This is a genomic window from Caballeronia udeis, assembly GCF_001544555.2.
Classification (GTDB): domain Bacteria; phylum Pseudomonadota; class Gammaproteobacteria; order Burkholderiales; family Burkholderiaceae; genus Caballeronia; species Caballeronia udeis.
Genome location: NZ_FCOK02000070.1, coordinates 1 through 18,516, shown reverse-complemented (window position 1 = coordinate 18,516; position 18,516 = coordinate 1). Strand labels below are relative to the sequence as shown.

Annotated in this window: 13 protein-coding genes; 7 read left to right on the top strand and 6 right to left on the bottom strand. The window is 59.7% G+C overall.

What is annotated here, in order from left to right; all coding sequences use genetic code 11:
- Window positions 1–58 precede the first annotated feature (58 nt).
- From AWB69_RS34595 to AWB69_RS34580, 4 genes are all read right to left on the bottom strand, one after another.
- Entirely contained in the window at window positions 59–1,417 is a 1,359-nt protein-coding gene (locus AWB69_RS34595; protein ID WP_082913714.1) for a c-type cytochrome, read from the bottom strand.
- Window positions 1,414–3,192, bottom strand: a complete 1,779-nt coding sequence (locus tag AWB69_RS34590; protein WP_062091301.1) for a GMC family oxidoreductase — start codon at window positions 3,190–3,192, stop codon at window positions 1,414–1,416. The genes AWB69_RS34595 and AWB69_RS34590 overlap by 4 nt, the downstream gene beginning before the upstream one ends.
- A complete protein-coding gene (locus AWB69_RS34585) occupies window positions 3,192–3,926 on the bottom strand; it encodes a gluconate 2-dehydrogenase subunit 3 family protein (RefSeq protein ID WP_062091300.1) in 735 nt (244 codons plus the stop codon). Before AWB69_RS34585 ends, AWB69_RS34590 begins: the two co-directional genes overlap by 1 nt.
- Window positions 3,927–4,216: 290 nt before the next feature.
- Window positions 4,217–5,779: an NADH-quinone oxidoreductase subunit M gene (locus AWB69_RS34580; RefSeq protein ID WP_063977969.1), complete on the bottom strand. Its 1,563-nt coding sequence runs from the start codon at window positions 5,777–5,779 to the stop codon at window positions 4,217–4,219.
- Window positions 5,780–6,524: 745 nt separating this feature from the next.
- On the opposite strand from AWB69_RS34580, the gene AWB69_RS34575 reads away from it, so the two are divergent.
- Window positions 6,525–6,899 carry a hypothetical protein gene (locus tag AWB69_RS34575; RefSeq protein WP_062091299.1) on the top strand — a complete coding sequence of 125 codons (375 nt, stop codon included), beginning with the start codon at window positions 6,525–6,527 and terminating at the stop codon, window positions 6,897–6,899.
- Between the two features lie 270 nt (window positions 6,900–7,169).
- Here the strand turns inward: AWB69_RS34575 and AWB69_RS34570 are convergent, their stop codons facing one another.
- Window positions 7,170–8,336 (bottom strand): porin, encoded by a 1,167-nt coding sequence (locus AWB69_RS34570; protein ID WP_062091298.1) that lies wholly within the window; start codon window positions 8,334–8,336, stop codon window positions 7,170–7,172.
- Window positions 8,337–8,782: 446 nt separating this feature from the next.
- On the opposite strand from AWB69_RS34570, the gene AWB69_RS34565 reads away from it, so the two are divergent.
- The 5 genes from AWB69_RS34565 to AWB69_RS34545 all read left to right on the top strand — a co-directional run bounded on the left by AWB69_RS34565 (window position 8,783) and on the right by AWB69_RS34545 (window position 16,521).
- Window positions 8,783–9,706, top strand: a complete 924-nt coding sequence (locus AWB69_RS34565) for a LysR family transcriptional regulator (protein ID WP_062091297.1) — start codon at window positions 8,783–8,785, stop codon at window positions 9,704–9,706.
- 39 nt (window positions 9,707–9,745) lie between these two features.
- Complete coding sequence (locus AWB69_RS34560) at window positions 9,746–10,420, top strand: response regulator transcription factor (protein ID WP_062091296.1); 675 nt, start codon at window positions 9,746–9,748, stop codon at window positions 10,418–10,420.
- Window positions 10,421–10,693: 273 nt separating this feature from the next.
- Window positions 10,694–13,924 (top strand): efflux RND transporter permease subunit, encoded by a 3,231-nt coding sequence (locus AWB69_RS34555; protein ID WP_062091295.1) that lies wholly within the window; start codon window positions 10,694–10,696, stop codon window positions 13,922–13,924.
- Window positions 13,914–15,113 (top strand): efflux RND transporter periplasmic adaptor subunit, encoded by a 1,200-nt coding sequence (locus AWB69_RS34550; protein ID WP_062091294.1) that lies wholly within the window; start codon window positions 13,914–13,916, stop codon window positions 15,111–15,113. The genes AWB69_RS34555 and AWB69_RS34550 overlap by 11 nt, the downstream gene beginning before the upstream one ends.
- Entirely contained in the window at window positions 15,106–16,521 is a 1,416-nt protein-coding gene (locus AWB69_RS34545) for an efflux transporter outer membrane subunit (protein ID WP_062091293.1), read from the top strand. Before AWB69_RS34550 ends, AWB69_RS34545 begins: the two co-directional genes overlap by 8 nt.
- A gap of 88 nt (window positions 16,522–16,609) precedes the next feature.
- On the opposite strand, the gene AWB69_RS34540 is transcribed toward AWB69_RS34545, so the two are convergent.
- Window positions 16,610–17,788, bottom strand: coding sequence for a porin (locus AWB69_RS34540; protein WP_062091292.1), 1,179 nt, complete (start codon window positions 17,786–17,788; stop codon window positions 16,610–16,612).
- A 373-nt stretch (window positions 17,789–18,161) separates the two neighbouring features.
- Here AWB69_RS34540 and AWB69_RS34535 point away from each other — a divergent pair, with 373 nt between their 5' ends.
- Window positions 18,162–18,443 (top strand): DUF4148 domain-containing protein, encoded by a 282-nt coding sequence (locus tag AWB69_RS34535; protein ID WP_062091291.1) that lies wholly within the window; start codon window positions 18,162–18,164, stop codon window positions 18,441–18,443.
- Window positions 18,444–18,516: the final 73 nt, after the last annotated feature.

Genomic DNA, 18,516 nt, shown 5'->3' with positions numbered 1-18,516 from the left:
CACCCGGACCGTTGTATTGCGTCGTTATGTTTACGTCAAAGCGACCGTTCGATCGCCTCTAATGGCTGGTCTGCGCATTCGTTCCATTCGTATCTACCTCCGCGCTGCCGCCAATCGGCGGCATGCCCGGCGGTTTCACCAGCTTCCTCATTTTCGCGACCTGTTCCGCTGTCACCACCGAACCGGTATTGCCCCAGCTCGTGCGCACGAAGTTCGAGACGTCGGCCACTTCCTGATCGGAGAGACGCCATCCCAACGGCGGCATGGTGAATGACGAGGGCGCCGTGCGAACGCTTGGCAGCGTATTCCCCGAGAGCACTACGTGAATCAGTGAACTCGCGTCCTCGCCCTGCACCACAGGATTGCCGCCGAGCGCAGGAAACACGCGCGTGTAACCCTTCCCGTCGCTGCGATGGCACCCCATGCAGTTATCGCGGTACACGGCAGCGCCCGGCTTGCCGACATCGCCTGTACGTAACGCCCTGGCAACCGTGTCGTCGTAGACGTACGGCGTTTGCCCCTGAAGCTTGGGTGGCAGGCTCTTCAAATAGCGGGCGATCGCGCTCAGATCGGCGTCAGTCATGAACTGCATGCTGTGGGCGACCACGTCAGTCATGCCGCCAAAAGCCGCCGTGTGCGGGGAGCGTCCGGTCTTCAGGAATTGAACAATGTCGCTCTCGCTCCACATGCCAATGCCCGTCCTCTGCTCGCCACGCAAGCTTGCCGGCACCCAGCCGTCGATAGGTGCCCCACCAGACAGATAGTCGGGGCCGTCAGCATCGGTCAGCGCTTTTTCCTGCATGGTCACGGCACGTGGCGTATGGCAGGCGCCGCAATGGCCCGCGCCCTGCACGAGATAAGCGCCACGCGCCAAAACGGGGTCCGCGCCGGCCGGCACCGTGAACGGTTGCGGCTTGGATGCAAACGCCGTGCGCCACAATGCGAGCGGCCATCGCATTGACAGCGGCCAGACGATTCCCGTCGCGCGATTGCTTTGCTGAACCGGGCTTACGCCATGCATGAAATAGGCGTAAAGCGCATGCACGTCGTCACCCGACAAGCGCGAATACGAGGGATAAGGCATCGCCGGATACAGGGTGTCGCCGTTCTTTTTAACCCCTTCACGCAGGGCCCGGTCGAATTCCTCGAAGGTGTACGAACCAATACCCGTGCCAGAGTCAGGCGTGATGTTGCTCGAATAAATCGGCCCGATCGGCGTGTCCAGTTTCAGACCGCCCGCAAACGGCTTGCCGTTCAAAGCCGTATGACACGCGATGCAATCCGATGCACGGGCAATGTATTCGCCGCGCGCAATCATCGCGGAATCTGCCTGAGATTGGGCTTGATTGGATTGAGCTTGCGCCAGCGATGCAAGGGCGAACAGCGCGGCGGCCGCCGATATTTTAATTGTCCTCATGCGCTCACCAGCGGACCGGGATTCTTCAGATACTGCTCGCGGATCGCCTTGGCCGACCAATAGGCCAACGCCGCCACGAGGCCCGTCGGGTTATAGCCAATCCCCTGCGGAAACGCCGACGACCCCATCACGAACAGGTTGTGCACATCCCAGCTTTGCAGGTAACGATTCAGCACACTGGTCTTCGGATCCGTCCCCATGATTGCTCCACCCACGAGATGCGTGGTCTGGTAGCGGCGCGTGTCGAAGTGGGCGCCGAACTCGCGCGTGTAGACGTTGATGGCGACCGGCCCCATCGCCTCGGCAATCTTGTGCATCTGCCCCGTTACGTAGCGCGCCATCTTGATGTCGTTGTCCTTCCAGTCGAAGGTCATGCGCAGGAGCGGTTGACCGTAAGGGTCCTTATAAGTCGGATCCAGGTCGAGATAGACATCGCGATACGTCATGTTCGATCCATGCGCGTCCATGGAGACCGTATGCAGGTAGTTGTCCTTCACTGACTGCTTCCATGCGCTGCCCCAGTTCGGCGTACCCGCGGGAGTCGCAATGCCGCTGATCGGCTTGGTGCCCGCCTGGTTGACCCAGCAGGGAGAACCGCCGACGAAGCCGAGCGGCCCGTGGTCGAAGTTGTCGGCGTTGAAGTCGTCCACCGCAACACCGTTGCCGCCCGCGCCAATATACGGATTGGTGTACGTGTCCTTGTCGAAGAAAGCGGTGATGGTCGACAGGTTCTGGTACGCGAAATTCTTGCCGACTACCCCCTCGCCCGAGACCGGGTCGTAAGGCTTGCCGATACCCGAGAGCAGCAGTAGCCGGACGTTGTGATACTGGAACGCCGCGACGATCACCAGGTCGGCAGGCTGCTCAACTTCGCGGCCGGCCGCGTCGAGATAGGTCACGCCAGTGGCGCGCTTTTTTGTATCGTCGAGATTGATGCGCAGTACGTGGCACTTCACGCGCAGCTCGAAGTTCGGCGTCTGTTTGAGCGCCGGCAGGATATTCAGGTTAGGCGATGCCTTCGAGTACATGTAGCACGCGTAACCGCTGCAAAAACCGCAGAAGTTGCAGGGTCCCATCTGCACGCCATAGGGATTGGTGTACGGTCCCGACGTATTCGCCGACGGCAAGCGGTAGGGATGCAGCCCCAGTTCCTTGGCAGCCCGCCCGAACCGCTCGGCGGAATACGTGTTCAGTTGCGGGGGCAACGGGAAATGATCGCTTCGCGGAGCGTCGAAAATATTGCCGTCGCCAACAATCTGGTCCTTCACCTTGTACGCTTGCCCCGAGGTTCCGAACACCTTCTCGGCGAAATCGAAGTGCGGTTCAAGTTCCTCGTAGCTCACGCCGGCATCCTGGATCGTCATGCCTTCAGGAATGAATTTTTTGCCGTAGCGCTCCTCGTAATGACTGCGCAGACGCAGTTCTTCAGGCGCCACGCGAAAGTGCACGCCCGACCAGTGCAAGCCCGCCCCGCCCACGCCCTCGCCCGGCGTGAACGCCGCTAGCTGCCGATACGGCAGCGCCGCGTCATTCACGCCATGGCGGATGGAGACGGTGTTTTTCGACAGGTCGATGAACAGCTTCTTGCGCACGCTGTAGGTGAGCTCGTCGATCGTGTTCGGATACGCGCCGTCGGGATAGGTGTCGCGATACTCGCCGCGCTCGAGCGCCACCACTTTCAATCCGGCTTCGGTCAGCTCTTTCGCGAGGATCGCGCCCGTCCAGCCAAAACCGACGATCACCGCATCGACGTGCGGCTTTTTCTGTGCGGCCATCAGGTGCGCTCCCCCTTGATCGAAACCGGTCCATACGGATAGGGCTTGCCATCCTGGTTGACGAAGTCCATGAAGTCGGCGCGTGCACCCGGAAAACCGATGGTCTTCCAGCCGACCATGTTGCGGTTGCCGCCGTGCACCGGATCACAGAAGAAACCCTCGCGGGTGTTTTGCAGCAACTGCGCGAAGAAAGTGCCGGCGGGGACCTCGTCGAGCTCGATCTTGTTGGCTTCGAGCTGGCCAAGCACGGTGTCGCGGGTGGCCGTGTCGAGCGCCGCGAAGGTCTTGTTGTAGGTCTTGCTGCAGTACCCGTCAACGGCCGCAATACCCATGCGGTACACGTCGCGCGGTACGAGTTTCAACTGATAGCCGAGCTCAGGCGGACCTTCTTGAAACGGACCCTGCATGTACCAGAGCGCACCGTGCGCATAAGGCGTATCCATCTGGCGGTCGATGAATTCAGGCACGCCCGCGTCGATTGCGCCGGGTCCGTTCGCGTCGGCGGGAATCAGGCGGTCGACGGCCGCACCGACGAATGCCCACTCCTTGGCGTCGAAGAAAACGGGTGTATAAGGCGACGCGCTTGCTTGCGTTGCGGGAGTACCTGTGTTGGACGGAGTGGTCGAAGTGAGGTCGCAACCGGCGATGCTTGCGATTGGCACCAAGGCGACGGACTTGCGCAGGAAAGTGCGCCTGCTGTCACTGGGTTGCTTGACGCTGAGAAACTTGAGCATGGAGAAGTTTCCTTTAATTATTCTTGGGGAGCTTATTTACTGCCAGCTTCATTGCCAGCTTATTCGCCAGCTTGTTCGCGTCCGTTGTTGCTTGCCGAGCCGCTGATTTGGCTGGGATTTCATGAACAATGAACCGATCGCCGGCGATGAGCAAGCATGCAGCGCTTGCTGCATGCTTGCTCTGCGAAGTTATGCGGCGGTCTGTTGTTCGAGTAGGCCTCGCAGAAAACCCTCGTGGGACACAAGGACTCGCTACGTGCAGCGCGATATCCCGGAGGCTCGATCAAACATTAGAACCCTTTGGCGCGGACCAGGAACGGCGCCAGCGAGTGAATCGCTGCATGCAGTCCGGTGTCTGGCCCGGGGAGATAGTCTGTGTGCGGTTGCTTCGATTCATCCGCTTGTTTCAGCAGATTGGCGGCGGATGCATCGATGGCATCGGTCAGTGGTTTCGGATAAACGCCGATTGCCAGCACCAGCACCGCGAGCGCGCCCAGCATGCTGAACTCTCGCTTGCCGAGGTCCCAAAGACCGGCCACACCCGCATTGCCAACGGGCCCATAGATTGTTCGTTTGTACATCCAGAGCGTGTACGAAGCGCTCAGGATCAGCGTGGTGCAAGCCAGCGCTCCGATCCAGAAGTTGAACTTGACCGCGCCCATGATGACCATGAATTCGCCGACAAAACCCGAGGTACCGGGCAAGCCTACATTGGCCATGGAAAACAGCATCGCGAAGACGGCGAACCGCGGCATCACGTTGGCGACGCCACCGTAGGCATCCATGGAGCGCGTATGCAACCGCTCCCACAGAATGCCGATGCAAAGAAACATCGCACCCGAGACGAAGCCGTATGAAATCATCTGAACGATTGCGCCGTCCATGCCTATGTCGTTGAACAGGAACAGCCCCAGGGTGACGAGGCCCATGTGCGCGATGGCCGAGTACGCAAGCAGCTTGCTCATGTCGGTCTGTGCCAGCGCAACCAGGCTCGCATAGATCACCGCGATCAACGACAACACGATGATCACCGGCGAAAAGAAATGCGCCGCGTCGGGTGTGACAGGCAACGCGAAGCGGAGGAAACCGTACGCACCGAGTTTCAACATGCCTAGCACGACCGAGGCGCCCGTGGGTGCCTCAAGGTGGACCTGCGGCAGCCATGTGTGGATCGGCCACATGGGAACCTTGACCGCAAAGGCGGCGAAGAACGCGATGAACACCAGCACCTGCGGCGTGAAGCCCATGGGCAGCGCCTGCCAGTTGGCGAGATCGAAGGTATGCGATTGCTGATACAGATACAACATCGCCATGAGCATCATGAGCGAGCCGACCAGCGAGAAGAAGAAGAACTTGACGGCCGCCACCACGCGTCCGCTTCCACCCCAGGAGCCGATCAGCAGGTACATGGGGATCAGCGTCGCTTCGAAAAAGACGAAGAACAGCATGCCGTCGAGCGAGGCGAACGTACCGATCATCAGCCCCGACAGAAACATGAACGACGCGAGATATTGCCCGACGCGCACCGTGATCACGTTCCACGAGGCAATGGTCACGATCAGGGTCGTGAACGCTGTGAGCACCGTGAGCCACATCGAGATGCCGTCGACACCGAGGTGATACGAGATGTCGAAAGCCGGCAGCCAGTTCACGCGCTCAACGAACTGCATGACGGCGGAATGCGTTTCAAATCCGGTGACAAGCGGCAGCGTGACGATGAAGCAGATGGCGGACCCGGCGAGCGCGAGCCCGCGAGCAGGCATTGGGTTGCGGTCCGACCCGATCCGGAGAATCACGACGCCAAAGATAATCGGAAGCCAGATGGCAAGACTGAGAAGCGGTAAGGATGACATCGCTGAGATAAGACCTTGTTTAAGCACTGATCGGCACTGCCTGAGGCATAGCCGGTGCCAAGAGTGAATTAATGAAAGCTAATTGTCAGTCTGTTTTCCATGATCCGACGTTAAACCCCGGGTGTAAGGAAACGAAAACTCGCCAGCGATTGCGAGCATTCAGACTACGGGTTAACGAGCATAATTCAGGAATAAATATTTTGCAGTGCAGCAGCAATGAAATTTTTTCGATGCTCGCTTAACGTTTGATTTGATGACGTTTTAGCGCATAAGCGGGAGTGAAGAAATGTGCAATTGCACAATATTTTGTGGGAAAATGACCCGAAATATGGGACGTATCTGCGGCTGTTGGGTGGCTTGATGTTCCGTTGAATGACTCCAGGCGTTGCTTACATCAATGCTTTCGTTCTTATTTCTTACAGCTGTATTCGTTCAACTGTGGCTCTGTGAAGTTCTACCTCGCTGCCGGGCGGTTTGCGGACGCGCATCGTGAAAACTCCAGGCTGAGGACACTCGGGAATCGTCAGTAGTTTTCGCGTTTTCCGCTTCAAATACTTCGTATTACTTGACATATTGGCGCAGCGCTCACCTTTCTGCGCCCGGCAGACGTGTTGCAGCCAGCATCGGAGCGCGCACAATCCTGTCAAATCTAAAAAAAACTTCATGCTTCGATAGCGTTGTTTCAGACTTCGCGACTCCCGGAATTACATAATGAATGGACCGATTACACATTGGGAGTTTCGCGATGTACCAAACACTACTAGTCGAGGCGGTCCACGATTCCGGGCGTCAGGCAGTACGCTTCAATATCGGGTCGAACGCGGCAATCCTCGATGTCGACGACGTCGACTTGCTGATCGAACGTCTCGGCCACATTCGTTCAGGACTCTCGCCGGCCTTGCCGCAGGAACCGTCGCGCACGCATAACTATGTGATAGAGATTGATCCGTGCTGGTATCTGGACAAGAATCCGCTGTTCGACGGGGTGGTCTTGCTGTTGCGTCATACCGGGCTCGGCTGGGCAGGATTTGCGATTCCTCAATCCAGCCTGGAGCGCCTGCAGGACGCTATCGTCAAGCCAGTGCAAAAGTCCTTTGAAGTGAGCCAGATACCGAGTTGATCGGGGTTACGCCATCAACGAATTTGTGAACGCTGCCACGTGGGCCGCACGCACTATTACGCGTTACAGAAGGCCGGCGACGAGCCGGTCGACGTATAGATCGGGGCCCCGCGAAGAACCCTGAGCGCTATCCACACAACCTACCGCCTCCGCACCGCCCCATCCGCTTTTAAGCTCCGCTGTCCGCATCACATACTCACCCATATGAAAAAAATCGGCGCCGCGTGAAACCACGCGGCGCCGATCATTTACCCACTCAAGCCCTGCAGCTTAGAACCGGTGACGCATGCCAACCGTCACGGCTACTTGCTTGTTTGTCGTAGACGGGCTCAGGCCGTTGATGTCTGCATCGCCCAGAACCGTACCGTTGCCGCCCGACGCGTGTTGAAACACGCCTTCCGCATACACGTCCGTGCGCTTGCTCAGGTCATAGTCGGCGAGCAGCGAGAACTGGTGATACTTCGGCTTTGCGTCGCCGGCAGCCGTGCTGAACGAGCCGTTCGTGAACGTGTAAGCGCCCTCAAGACTCATGGCCGGCGTCAACGCATAACGCGTATTCACTTCGTAGTTGTCCAGACGCAAGCTGTTACCCGACAAGGCTGTAGAACCGTCGTTCATGTTGATCGCATCAAGGCCGTCAAGCTTCGTGTGGGTGTACACGAATCCAACCGTGGCCGGGCCAAAAGCGTAATTGACGCCACCGCCGAACGTGCGTTGACGCGCAGCGACGAACGTAGCCGTGTTATTCGCGCCCGACACGGCACCATTCGGATTGTCGCCCTGGCCCGGGTTGTTGATCTGCAAATACGACGCAGCGATGCTCAACGGACCATTGGCGTAAGACGCGCCCGCGCTGTAAGCGCGATTGTCCGAGAACGCACCCGCCTTGTTCGAAAAGCCGTACAAGCCGCCGAACTTGAAACCGGCGTAATCGATGCTCGCAAACTTCACCGAGTTGCTGATGCTGAAGCTATTGTCCAGGTTGTCGTTATCGAACGGGTGGGCAGCAAGGTTATTTCCCAGGCCCTGGCCGGCTTCCGACAGCGGCGCCAGATAGTCAACCGTTGAATCGTATTGCTTGCCGAGTGTCACCGTGCCGTACTGGTTCGATTGCAAACCCACATACGCCTGACGGCCGAAGATCGAATTCGACTGCGTGAGCGCACCGTTGTTCACGTTGAAGCCGTTTTCCAACTTGAAGATGGCGTGCATGCCGCCACCCAGGTCTTCACTGCCCCTCAAGCCCCACAGTGTGTTGCTCACATTACCGCTACCCACACCCCACGATTGACCCGACGAAGCTGAACCCGGCGTGTGCGAGTTGTTCGCATACACCACGCCGGCATCAATCACGCCATACAGCGTGACGCTGCTTTGTGCATGAGCGGCTACGGCGAAAAGGCCGGAAACAGTTGCAGCCAACAGAACTTTCTTCATCTTGAACTCCACATAGATAACGGGTTCCGGGCCAGGAGGCAGCTTGCAACGCTGCTTGCCGTTGACACAGCGCTTAAGCGAAGCAGATAGTGCTTCGAGCGGGAAGACATGCAGCGTTGAGTGCGGCCCTGACCTCAGAGCATCGAAGTCTACGGAGCGAGCGGCGCCCGGCAGCGTGGTCGAACTGAATGACAGATTTTCAGTTTTCGAAAGCAAGGTTTGGACAGTCAGCGCAAACGCAGACGTACGCTAGGTTTGAGCGACATTCCTGTTTTGTCGCATTTCCATCATCGAGGGTTTGCGTGTATCGAATGCACCACGTTGTTGATCTATGGTTGTCTTAAGAACGGCCGACAAAGTTAAAAAAGACTTAATAAAGCAGGCGCGTCCTTGTTACGTCACGTAGCAGATCATGCGGTCAGTCAAATCGATACAGGCTGCCCGTCATGAACCAGCTACAAGCAATGCGCGTGTTCACCCGCGTCGTCGATCTCACCAGCTTCAGCCTGGCCGCCAAGCAGCTCGGCATGTCTGCCGCCGCTGTCACGCGCAGCATCAGCATGCTGGAAGCACACCTGAACATGCGCCTCCTGAACCGCTCCACCCGGCGGCTCTCGTTGACCGAAGCAGGACAGGCCTATGTGGATGGTTGCCGCACGATCATCCAGCAACTCGATACGATTGAAGAGAGCCTCGTGCGCTCGACCCGCGATCTCAGCGGAACGCTGCGCGTAGCGGCGTCGACCACCTACGCCGCATGCGGCCTGAGCAATCTTCTTGCGGCGTATCGCGCTGCATACCCGCGCATTGGCTTTGACGTGACGACCTACGATTCGCCTATTGAGTTAATAGAAGGCGGTTTCGATGTTGGTTTTTCCGCGGATCGCAACCTGCCCAACTCGTCACTGGTCTGCCGCCATCTGACGGCGTTCAAGGAGGTAGCGGTCGCCTCGCCCGGTTACCTCTCTCAACACGGCACGCCGGTGAATCCCGCGGCGCTGGCCCATCATCATCTGCTGTCGATCTCCGACGGCTCCGCGCGCAATTGGGAATTCTCGGACCAGAACGGCGTGTATCGCGTGGCGACCGGCAACGCGCTGCATGCAACGAGCAGTGCAACGGTTCGTTCGGCCGCGCTCGCGGACATGGGGATCGCACTGCTGCCGGCCCCGCTGGTGAAGGACGATCTTGCGAAAGGCTTCCTGCTTCCCATCCTCGGCCAGTTCCAGATAGCGGGCGGCATGCGCCAGGTGTCCATTCTCTACACCGGCCGCAACTACCTCTCCGCGAAGGTCCGGCATTTCATCGACTTCTCGGTGAGCCAGTATCGCGCGCCTGATAACGCGGTAGGACTGCGTGCCGCGGCTTAACGTGCATTCCGTGCATCCCCCACTCTGGAGCGCGTTGTAATGCCAAAAGTACTTGCCATAGAAGACGACGAACTGATGGCGCAGGAAGTGTCACGCGCGTTGTCAGCACCGGGCTATACGGTCCAGGTTGCCCGCACCGGCCGCGACGGTATCGCCAAGGCCATTGGCGGCGGTTATGACATCGTCACGCTCGATCGCATGTTGCCGGACCTGGATGGCCTCACGATCGTGACGACCATGCGAGGCGTAGGCATAGACACGCCTGTGCTGATCGTCAGTTCAATGAGCCACGTGGATGACCGCGTGCGCGGTCTGCGGGCCGGCGGTGACGACTATCTCACCAAGCCCTTCTCCCACGATGAAATGCGCGCACGCGTGGAAGCATTGCTTCGACGCAAGGCCGGACCGTCATCCAACGAAACCGTCTTGCGCGTGCATGGCCTCGAACTCAATCTGGTCCGCCGCCGCGCGACGTTACACGGCCGTGTGCTCGACCTTCAGCCGACCGAGTTTCGCGTTCTCGAATTCATGATGCGTCACGTGGGCCAGGTGCTGACGCGCACGATGATCTTCGAAGGCGTATGGGGCTGCCGTTTCGATCCGGGCACCAACCTGATCGATGTCCATGTCGGGCGCCTGAGAAAGAAAGTGGATGACTCCACCGGCCGGCCGGCGATCCGCACGATTCGCGGCTCTGGTTATCTGCTGGACTGATCTCTTCATCATCGAGCGCAACCACAAGGTGCTGAACACCTTGTGGTTGCGCTCGAGTTTCGTTAGGTTCCCTGCTTTCCCGAAACTAAAACCAGTTTCATTTTTCCCGTACGTGGGCGTTAACCCGATCCTTCCAGAATGACTGACACCCGCGCTGTCATTGCCAAAGTCAACCCGATGCGCAGTCCGATACCCCGATGTTCTTACGTCCTTGATGGTCTTACGTCCTTAAGTCAGCGCGAACCATGCGCACCCTGAACGGAGCCGTTCTCAATGTTGAAAATTGTCCGATTAGCTTTGACTCGGCCCTATACGTTCATCGTGCTGGCGATGCTGATCGTGTTGATCGGTCCGCTCGCTGCACTCCGTACGCCGACGGACATCTTCCCCGATATCCGCATTCCCGTCATCAGTGTCATCTGGAACTACGCGGGGCTCCAACCGGACGACATGTCGGGCCGTATTGTCACGTACTACGAGCGTACGCTCGGCACGACCGTCAACGACGTCCAGCATATTGAATCGCAGTCGTTCCGGGGTTATGGCATTGTCAAGATATTCTTCCAGCCGACCGTAGACATCCGGACGGCAACCGCGCAAGTCACCTCAGTCTCGCAGACGGTGCTCAAGCAAATGCCGCCGGGCATTACGCCGCCGCAGATCCTGAACTACAACGCATCGACGGTTCCGGTCCTGCAGATTGCCCTTACCAGCAATACGATCGACGAGCAAAAGCTTGCCGACTACGCGACCAACTTCATTCGTCCCGCGTTGGTGAGCGTGCCCGGCGTGGCCATCCCGACACCGTACGGCGGCAAGACCCGCGAAGTGCAGATCGACCTGGATCCTCACGCGTTGCAGGCAGACCGTCTGTCCGCTACGGACGTAGCGAACGCGTTGGCGCAGCAGAACCAGATCGTGCCGGCAGGGACCCAGAAAATTGGCGACTTCGAATACAACATCAAGCTGAACAACAGTCCGCTCGCGCTTGACCAGCTAAACAATCTGCCGGTCAAGACAATCAACGGCGCGACCATTTATATCCGCGATATAGCACACGTTCGCGACGGCAATCCGCCGCAGACCAATATCGTGCGTCTCGACGGTCACCGTGCCGTGCTGATGAGTATTCTGAAAAACGGTTCGGCCTCCACGCTCGACATCATCGCGGGCGTCAAGGCGAAGTTGCCGCTGATTCGGGAGACCCTGCCGCCAGGCCTCAAGCTCGTCACCATGGGCGACCAGTCCGTGTTCGTGAAGGGGGCAGTGAGCGGCGTGGCGCGCGAAGGCATCATCGCCGCCGCGCTGACCTCGCTCATGATCCTGTTGTTCCTGGGAAGCTGGCGCTCCACGCTGATCATTGCGTCGTCGATTCCACTGGCGGTGTTGGCTGCCATCGCGGGGCTCTCGGCGATGGGCGAGACGCTCAATGTCATGACGCTTGGCGGACTAGCGCTTGCGGTCGGTATTCTCGTCGACGATGCAACCGTCACCATTGAGAATATCAACTGGCACCTGGAACAGGGCAAGCCCGTCAGGGATGCCATCCTGGATGGCGCCGCACAGATCGTCACGCCTGCTCTCGTCTCACTGTTGTGTATCTGTATTGTGTTCGTGCCCATGCTGCTGCTCGACGGCATTGCACGTTTCCTGTTCGTGCCCATGGCCGAGGCCGTGATCTTCGCGATGATCGCCTCGTTCGTGCTCTCCCGCACCTTCGTGCCGATGATGGCGCAATACCTGCTGCGTCCGCACGCGTCAGGCGGTCATGCGTCGGGCGAGCTTGCCGCGAGCATGGACCCGCACGGCACGATCCATCACGCGCCTTCGAACAATCCGCTGGTGCGATTCCAGCGCGGTTTCGAACAGCTATTCGGGCGCTTGCGCGGCGTGTACCGCATCCTGCTCGGGATGGCGCTCAGCAGCCGCAAGCGGTTCATCATCGGCTTCCTTGCCGTGGTCGGGGCGTCGTTTCTACTCTCGCCGTATCTTGGGCGCAACTTCTTTCCGAACATTGATTCCGGTGAAATCGCGTTGCATGTGCGAGGTCCGATCGGCTTGCGGATCGAACAGACGGCCGACCTCTTCGATCACGTCGAGAACACCGTTCGCCGGACTATTCCGCCGAACCAGTTGCGAGCCGTCATTGACAACATTGGTCTGCCGAACAGCGGCATCAACCTGACCTATAACAACAGCGGCACGATGGGACCGTCCGACGGCGACATCCTCATCTCGCTCGGCGAGGATCACGCGCCAACGGCCGCGTACGTCAAGAAACTGCGCCGGCTGCTGCCCCGCGAATATCCGGGCGTGACCTTCTCGTTCCTGCCGGCCGACATCATTTCGCAGATTCTCAACTTTGGTTCACCGGCCCCCATCGACATCCAGGTTGCCGGTCCGAACCAGGACGCCAACTATGCGTATGCCCAGCAACTGCTGCGCAAGGTGCAACTGATTCCGGGGATTGCCGACACCCGGATTCAACAGGCGACAACCTATCCGCAATTCACGGTGTCGGTTGACCGGACCCGAGCCAACGAACTGGGTATTACCGAGGGCGATGTGACGAACTCCGTGGTGGCCAATCTCTCCGGCACGAGTCAGGTTGCCCCGACCTACTGGCTCAACCCGCGCAACGGCGTGTCGTATGCGGTTGTCGCGCAAACGCCGCAATACCGCATGACCTCGCTCAACGACCTCGGCAACCTGATGGTCACCGGCAAGACCGGCGAAGCGCAGATTCTTGGCGGCATTGCAACGATCAAGCGCGGAGTGGGTAACGCAGTTGTCTCGCACTACAACATCGAACCCCTGTTCGATGTCTATGCGACCACCCAGGGCCGCGATCTGGGCGCCGTCGCCGCGCGGATCAATACGATCGTGCACCAGAGCGCCAAGGACGTGCCGAAGGGTTCGCAAGTAACGGTGCGCGGCCAGGTCCAGACCATGAACAGCGCATTCATGGGACTGGGGCTTGGCCTGGTTGCGGCAATCGTGCTGATCTACTTGCTGATCGTGGTGAACTTCCATTCGTGGAGCGACGCGTTCGTGATCGTGACCGCCTTGCCGGCGGCGCTCGCGGGCATCGTCTGGATGCTGTTCATTACGCACACGCCACTGTCCGTCCCGGCGCTGACGGGCGCGATCCTCTGCATGGGGGTCGCCACGGCGAACTCCATCCTGGTCGTCACCTTCGCCCGTGAACGGCTGGCCATTACCGGCAACGCACTGGTCGCCGCCATGGAAGCAGGCTTCACGCGGTTCCGCCCGGTTTTGATGACCGCGCTGGCCATGATCATCGGCATGTTGCCGATGGCGCTGGGCCTGGGCGACGGCGGCGAACAGAATGCCCCGCTCGGGCGGGCGGTGATCGGCGGCCTGATGTGCGCCACCATCGCCACGCTGCTTTTTGTCCCTGTCGTCTTCAGCCTCGTGCATCGTAATGACAAGCCTCAAGAAGATCACAAACCTTCCGGATCAGGAGAATCGCATGTCCACTGAAATTGAAATCAATTCCCCCAAGCGCTTGCGTCATCTGAAACTGATCAGCGTGATCCTTGCGTTGATTGCTGCCGGCGTGGTGGCCAACGGCATCATCAGCCGCTCGCGCGCCGAGCGTGAACTCACGACCTGGACCGACGCGCAAGCCGTGCCGACGGTGGCCACCGTCACGCCCCAGTTGCCCGCGGCCGAGCAGTCGCTCGAACTGCCGGGGCAGCTCGCCGCTTTCGTCAATGCACCCATCTATGCCCGCGTGTCCGGCTACCTGCAAACGTGGTACGCCGATATCGGCACGCACGTGAAGGCGGGCCAGTTGCTGGGCGTGATCGATACGCCGGATCTCGATCAGCAACTGCAACAGGCACGAGCCGACCTTGCCAATACAGTAGCGAACGAAAAACTCGCGGCAACCACCGCGCGACGCTGGACGCAGATGCTGAAGCAGGACTCGGTGTCGCAACAGGACGCCGATGAAAAGACCAGCGACCTGGTTGCCAAGCAGGCAACCGTGGATGCCAGCCGCGCGAACGTCGCGCGCCTCGAAGCGCTTGAATCGTTCAAGCGCATCACGGCGCCGTTCGACGGTATTGTGACGGCGCGCAAGACGGATATCGGCGCATTGATCGACGCCGGCGGCGGCACCGGTCCGGAACTGTTCGCGGTTTCGGACGCACGCCGCTTGCGGGTCTATGTGAACGTGCCGCAAAGCGATGCAGCTGCGATCAAGCCTGGACTCACTGCGAAGCTGACCGTGCCGGAACGTCCGGGCATGACCTTCGACGCGAAACTCGTAGACACGGACGACGCCATCACGCCCGCATCCGGCACATTGCTGGTGCAGTTGTCAGTGGACAATTCATCGGGGCTGCTCTTGCCGGGCGAATACACCCAGGTCAACTTCGCGCTGCCGAACAGCGGCAACGCACTGCTGGTGCCGGCAAGCACGCTGATTTTCCGCACTAACAACATGCAGGTTGCGGTCGTCGATCCGAATAATCACGTGCACCTGAAAGACGTGAAGATCGCGACCGACCTCGGCACCCATGTCCTGATTGCGTCTGGATTGTCGGCGAGCGACCGGATCATCGACAACCCGCCGGACTCGCTCGCCGAAGGCGAACTGGTGCGCCGTCCCGCGACCGCCGTGGCCACCGCAGCGACCGGGCATCCGGAGCATGAGCATGGTTAAACGCCGTATCCTGGTCGCGGTAGCCTGCGCCGTCGCGTTGAACGCGTGTTCGTTCGCTCCCACCTACAAGGTGCCCGCCACCGCGATTCCCACTACCTTCAAGGAAGCCGGCCCGTGGCAACCGGCGAAACCCGCTGACCGCATCCCGCGTGGTGGCTGGTGGACCATGTATCGCGATCCGGTATTGAGCGCCCTGGAAGCCAGGATTGCGACAGCGAATCCGAACGTGGCGGCCGCCGTCGCGCGGCATGATGAAGCCAGCGCTTTTCTTCAGGAAGCCCGCTCCGGCCTGTTCCCCACGATTGGCGCCGAAGCCGATGTGTCGCGGCAACGGCAGTCGGATAACCGGCCGTTGCGCGGCGTGGGCCAGCCTTCAACGTACAACACGGTAGACGCCGACGTAGCTATTGGCTATGACCTCGACCTGTGGGGCAAGGTGCGCAATCAGGTCAGCGCCGGCCGCTCACAGGAGGAAGCCAGCGCGGACGATCTCGAGTCGTTGCGCCTGAGCCTTCAGGCAAGCCTCGCGTCGACGTACTTCGAACTGCGCGGCCTCGACCAGCGCGCGAAACTGCTCAACGACACCATCGATACCTACAAGCGTGCGCTGAAGCTGACCGTCAGCCGTCACGGCGGTGGCCTGGCCTCGGGCATGGATGTATCGCGCGCGCAGACGCAACTCGCTTCGGCCCGTGCCGCCGCCGACGACACCCAGGCGAGCCGGGCGCTGCTCGAACATGCAATCGCGACGCTCACCGCAACGCCGGCTTCGTCGTTCTCGTTGCCGCCGGACGTTGCGTTCAACTATTTGCCGCACGTACCCATCGGGCTGCCCTCGACACTGTTGCAACGCAGGCCCGATGTTGCGGCGGCGGAGCGGCGCGTGGCGGCGGCGAATGCAAATATCGGCGTAGCGAAAGCAGCGTTCTACCCGGACATTTCACTCGGCCTGGATGGCGGATACCAGAGCGATACCTTTTCGCCGTGGCTCGCGGCGCCTAACGAGATGTGGTCGGTGGGACCGCAGTTGCTGTTCACGATCTTCGACGGCGGCAAGCGCAGCGCAGCCGTGGCGAACTCGCGGGCGGAACTCGCCGAGAACGGCGCGAAGTACCGGCAGACCGTGCTCGTGGCATTCCAGCAGGTCGAGGACGGCCTGGCGCTGCTGCATCATCTTGGCGATGAGTCGGTCAACGAAGACCAGGCGTTGAGCGCCGCGCAGCAAACGCTCGCGCTGGCGACGTCGCAGTATAAGGACGGCGTGGTGAGTTATCTGGACGTGGTGACGGCGCAGACCACGGAGTTGACCGCGCAAATCTCGTCATTGGACCTGCGTACGCGGCAGCTGACGGCTTCGGTATCGTTAATCCAGGCGCTGGGTGGTGGATGGACCGGCAAGCCCGCCTGACGCTTGTTTGAGTTGCAGAAGTGAAAACCGCCGCCGGGGCATGAAATACCCCGGCGGCGGTTTTACATCGTGCCCTGCCCGGGCAGGATCAGAAGCGCATACGAACACCCGCTGCGACCACGGCCTGCTTGCCGTTCGACGACGCGGCCAGGTTGTAGATCGACGCATTGCCCAATGCATTCACCCCTGTTGCTCCGGTCGCGTGCTGGTAGACGCCTTCGAGGTAGACGTCGGTACGGCGGCTCAGCGCGTAGTCCGCTTGCAGCATGAACGCATTCCACTTCGGCGAGAGGCTCGACGTGGCGGTGTCGAACTTGCCGTCCGTGAACGTGTACGAACCGCCCAGGGTCAATGCCGGTGTCAGTGCGTAGCGAGCATTCAGTTCGTAGTTGTTGAACGTGAGCTTGTTGCCGGAAAGCGCGGTGTAAGAACCGCCCTGCAAGATCTCGCTCGGGTCGTCGAGTGTCGTGCGCGTGAACACGGCGCCAATGGTCGCGGCGCCAATGACGTAACGCGCGCCGGCGCCCATGATGCGCTGGCGGCCGCCGACGAGCGTTGCATTGCCGTCACCGCTTGAAAGCGCGCCGCCCGTGTTGGCCGGCGCCGTGACGCCGCCCGGATTGTTAGCCTGGAAGTATGCGGCAGCAAGACTCAAAGGACCGTTGTTATACGACGCGCCCGCCGTATAGGCGTTGTTGTTGCTGAAGCCATTCGATGAATTACTGAACGCGTAGGCACCGCCGAACACGAGACCGCCGTAATTCACGCTGCGGAACTTGACCGCATTGTTCATACGGAAGTCGTTGTTCAGGTTGTCGTTGTCGAACGGGTGATCGGCTATGTTGCCGCCGAAGCCCGAACCCGTTGCCGACAGCGGCGCGACGAAGTCCACCATGGAGTCGTACTGGCGTCCCAGCGTAATGGTTCCGTAAGCGGAGCTTGAAATACCGACCCATGCCTGACGCCCGAATTCGTCGCCGCCGTTCGAGAACTTGCCATTGTCGATGTTAAAACCGTTCTCGAGGTCGAACACGGCCGCCAGACCACCGCCGAGGTCCTCCGTGCCCTTCAGGCCCCAGCGATCCGTGCTCACGTTGCCGCTTTGCAAGCCCCACGCGGCATTGCCACCCGTTGCGGCTTTCTGGTTGGAAATATAGTCGATACCCGTATCAAGTGTGCCGTACAGGGTAACGCTGCTTTGTGCGTTTGCGGCTTGAGAGACCGCGGCCGCGATCAGGCTCAAGGAGGCAATCAACGCTTTGTTCATGTGTGCAATTCCAGGATTATGCGGCTGCTGTTCCGCTCCCCGGCATGGTGAAGACAAGATGGCGAAGTGCAGCCGCCCGACTCGCCATGCGGACCGGGGAAAATTTAGGCGGCTGGCATGACGTGGACGTGTCTGAATCGCGCTGCTTCATGAAGAATAATTTATAAAGCGGATACAAAATATTTAACTTAGTTATCCGATGTTATTTGACTGGTCCTTTATCACACTTCATGAACCGCTCTACATGAACAACTCTTCACGTTTGAGCGTCTTTCCCGACAGGGCCGACTCGTTAATCTGCTTTCACCGGACAACGATCACACCTCTGCATCGAAGCCCGGTCACTCGTTAAACGGACTTTTAGGAAAGCGCCATGAAGACCATGATGATTGCCCTCGCTTTTGCTGGCCTGGCCGCCACGGGCTCAGCCTTTGCCCAGAGCAACGCACCCGCTCAGGTATCCCCTCAGGCATCCGCTCAAGCGCCTGCTCAGGCACCCGACCCCATCACCGTCGCACAGGCTGGTCAATGGGTACCCCCGGATGGACAAGCCATCGCGCCTAAAACGCGCGCGGAGGTTTATCAGGACCTCGTGAAGTCTGAGCAGGATGGCCAGCTGGATTACCTGAACCGCACGTTGTACTGGCATCACTAGTGTTCCGTTCCGTTGTTAACTGAACTATGTTTGCGTAGAATGTTGGTATCAACGAAACGGGAGATACCAGCAT

Excerpts from the sequence above, each read along its gene's own strand:
- AWB69_RS34580 (WP_063977969.1), bottom strand. The coding sequence starts at position 5,779 with ATGTCATCCTTACCGCTTCTCAGTCTTGCCATCTGGCTTCCGATTATC.
- AWB69_RS34545 (WP_062091293.1), top strand. The coding sequence starts at position 15,106 with ATGGTTAAACGCCGTATCCTGGTCGCGGTAGCCTGCGCCGTCGCGTTG.
- AWB69_RS34535 (WP_062091291.1), top strand. The coding sequence starts at position 18,162 with ATGAAGACCATGATGATTGCCCTCGCTTTTGCTGGCCTGGCCGCCACG.
- AWB69_RS34570 (WP_062091298.1), bottom strand. The coding sequence starts at position 8,336 with ATGAAGAAAGTTCTGTTGGCTGCAACTGTTTCCGGCCTTTTCGCCGTA.
- AWB69_RS34565 (WP_062091297.1), top strand. The coding sequence starts at position 8,783 with ATGAACCAGCTACAAGCAATGCGCGTGTTCACCCGCGTCGTCGATCTC.
- AWB69_RS34540 (WP_062091292.1), bottom strand. The coding sequence starts at position 17,788 with ATGAACAAAGCGTTGATTGCCTCCTTGAGCCTGATCGCGGCCGCGGTC.
- AWB69_RS34575 (WP_062091299.1), top strand. The coding sequence starts at position 6,525 with ATGTACCAAACACTACTAGTCGAGGCGGTCCACGATTCCGGGCGTCAG.
- AWB69_RS34590 (WP_062091301.1), bottom strand. The coding sequence starts at position 3,192 with ATGGCCGCACAGAAAAAGCCGCACGTCGATGCGGTGATCGTCGGTTTT.
- AWB69_RS34555 (WP_062091295.1), top strand. The coding sequence starts at position 10,694 with ATGTTGAAAATTGTCCGATTAGCTTTGACTCGGCCCTATACGTTCATC.
- AWB69_RS34550 (WP_062091294.1), top strand. The coding sequence starts at position 13,914 with ATGTCCACTGAAATTGAAATCAATTCCCCCAAGCGCTTGCGTCATCTG.
- AWB69_RS34560 (WP_062091296.1), top strand. The coding sequence starts at position 9,746 with ATGCCAAAAGTACTTGCCATAGAAGACGACGAACTGATGGCGCAGGAA.
- AWB69_RS34585 (WP_062091300.1), bottom strand. The coding sequence starts at position 3,926 with ATGCTCAAGTTTCTCAGCGTCAAGCAACCCAGTGACAGCAGGCGCACT.
- AWB69_RS34595 (WP_082913714.1), bottom strand. The coding sequence starts at position 1,417 with ATGAGGACAATTAAAATATCGGCGGCCGCCGCGCTGTTCGCCCTTGCA.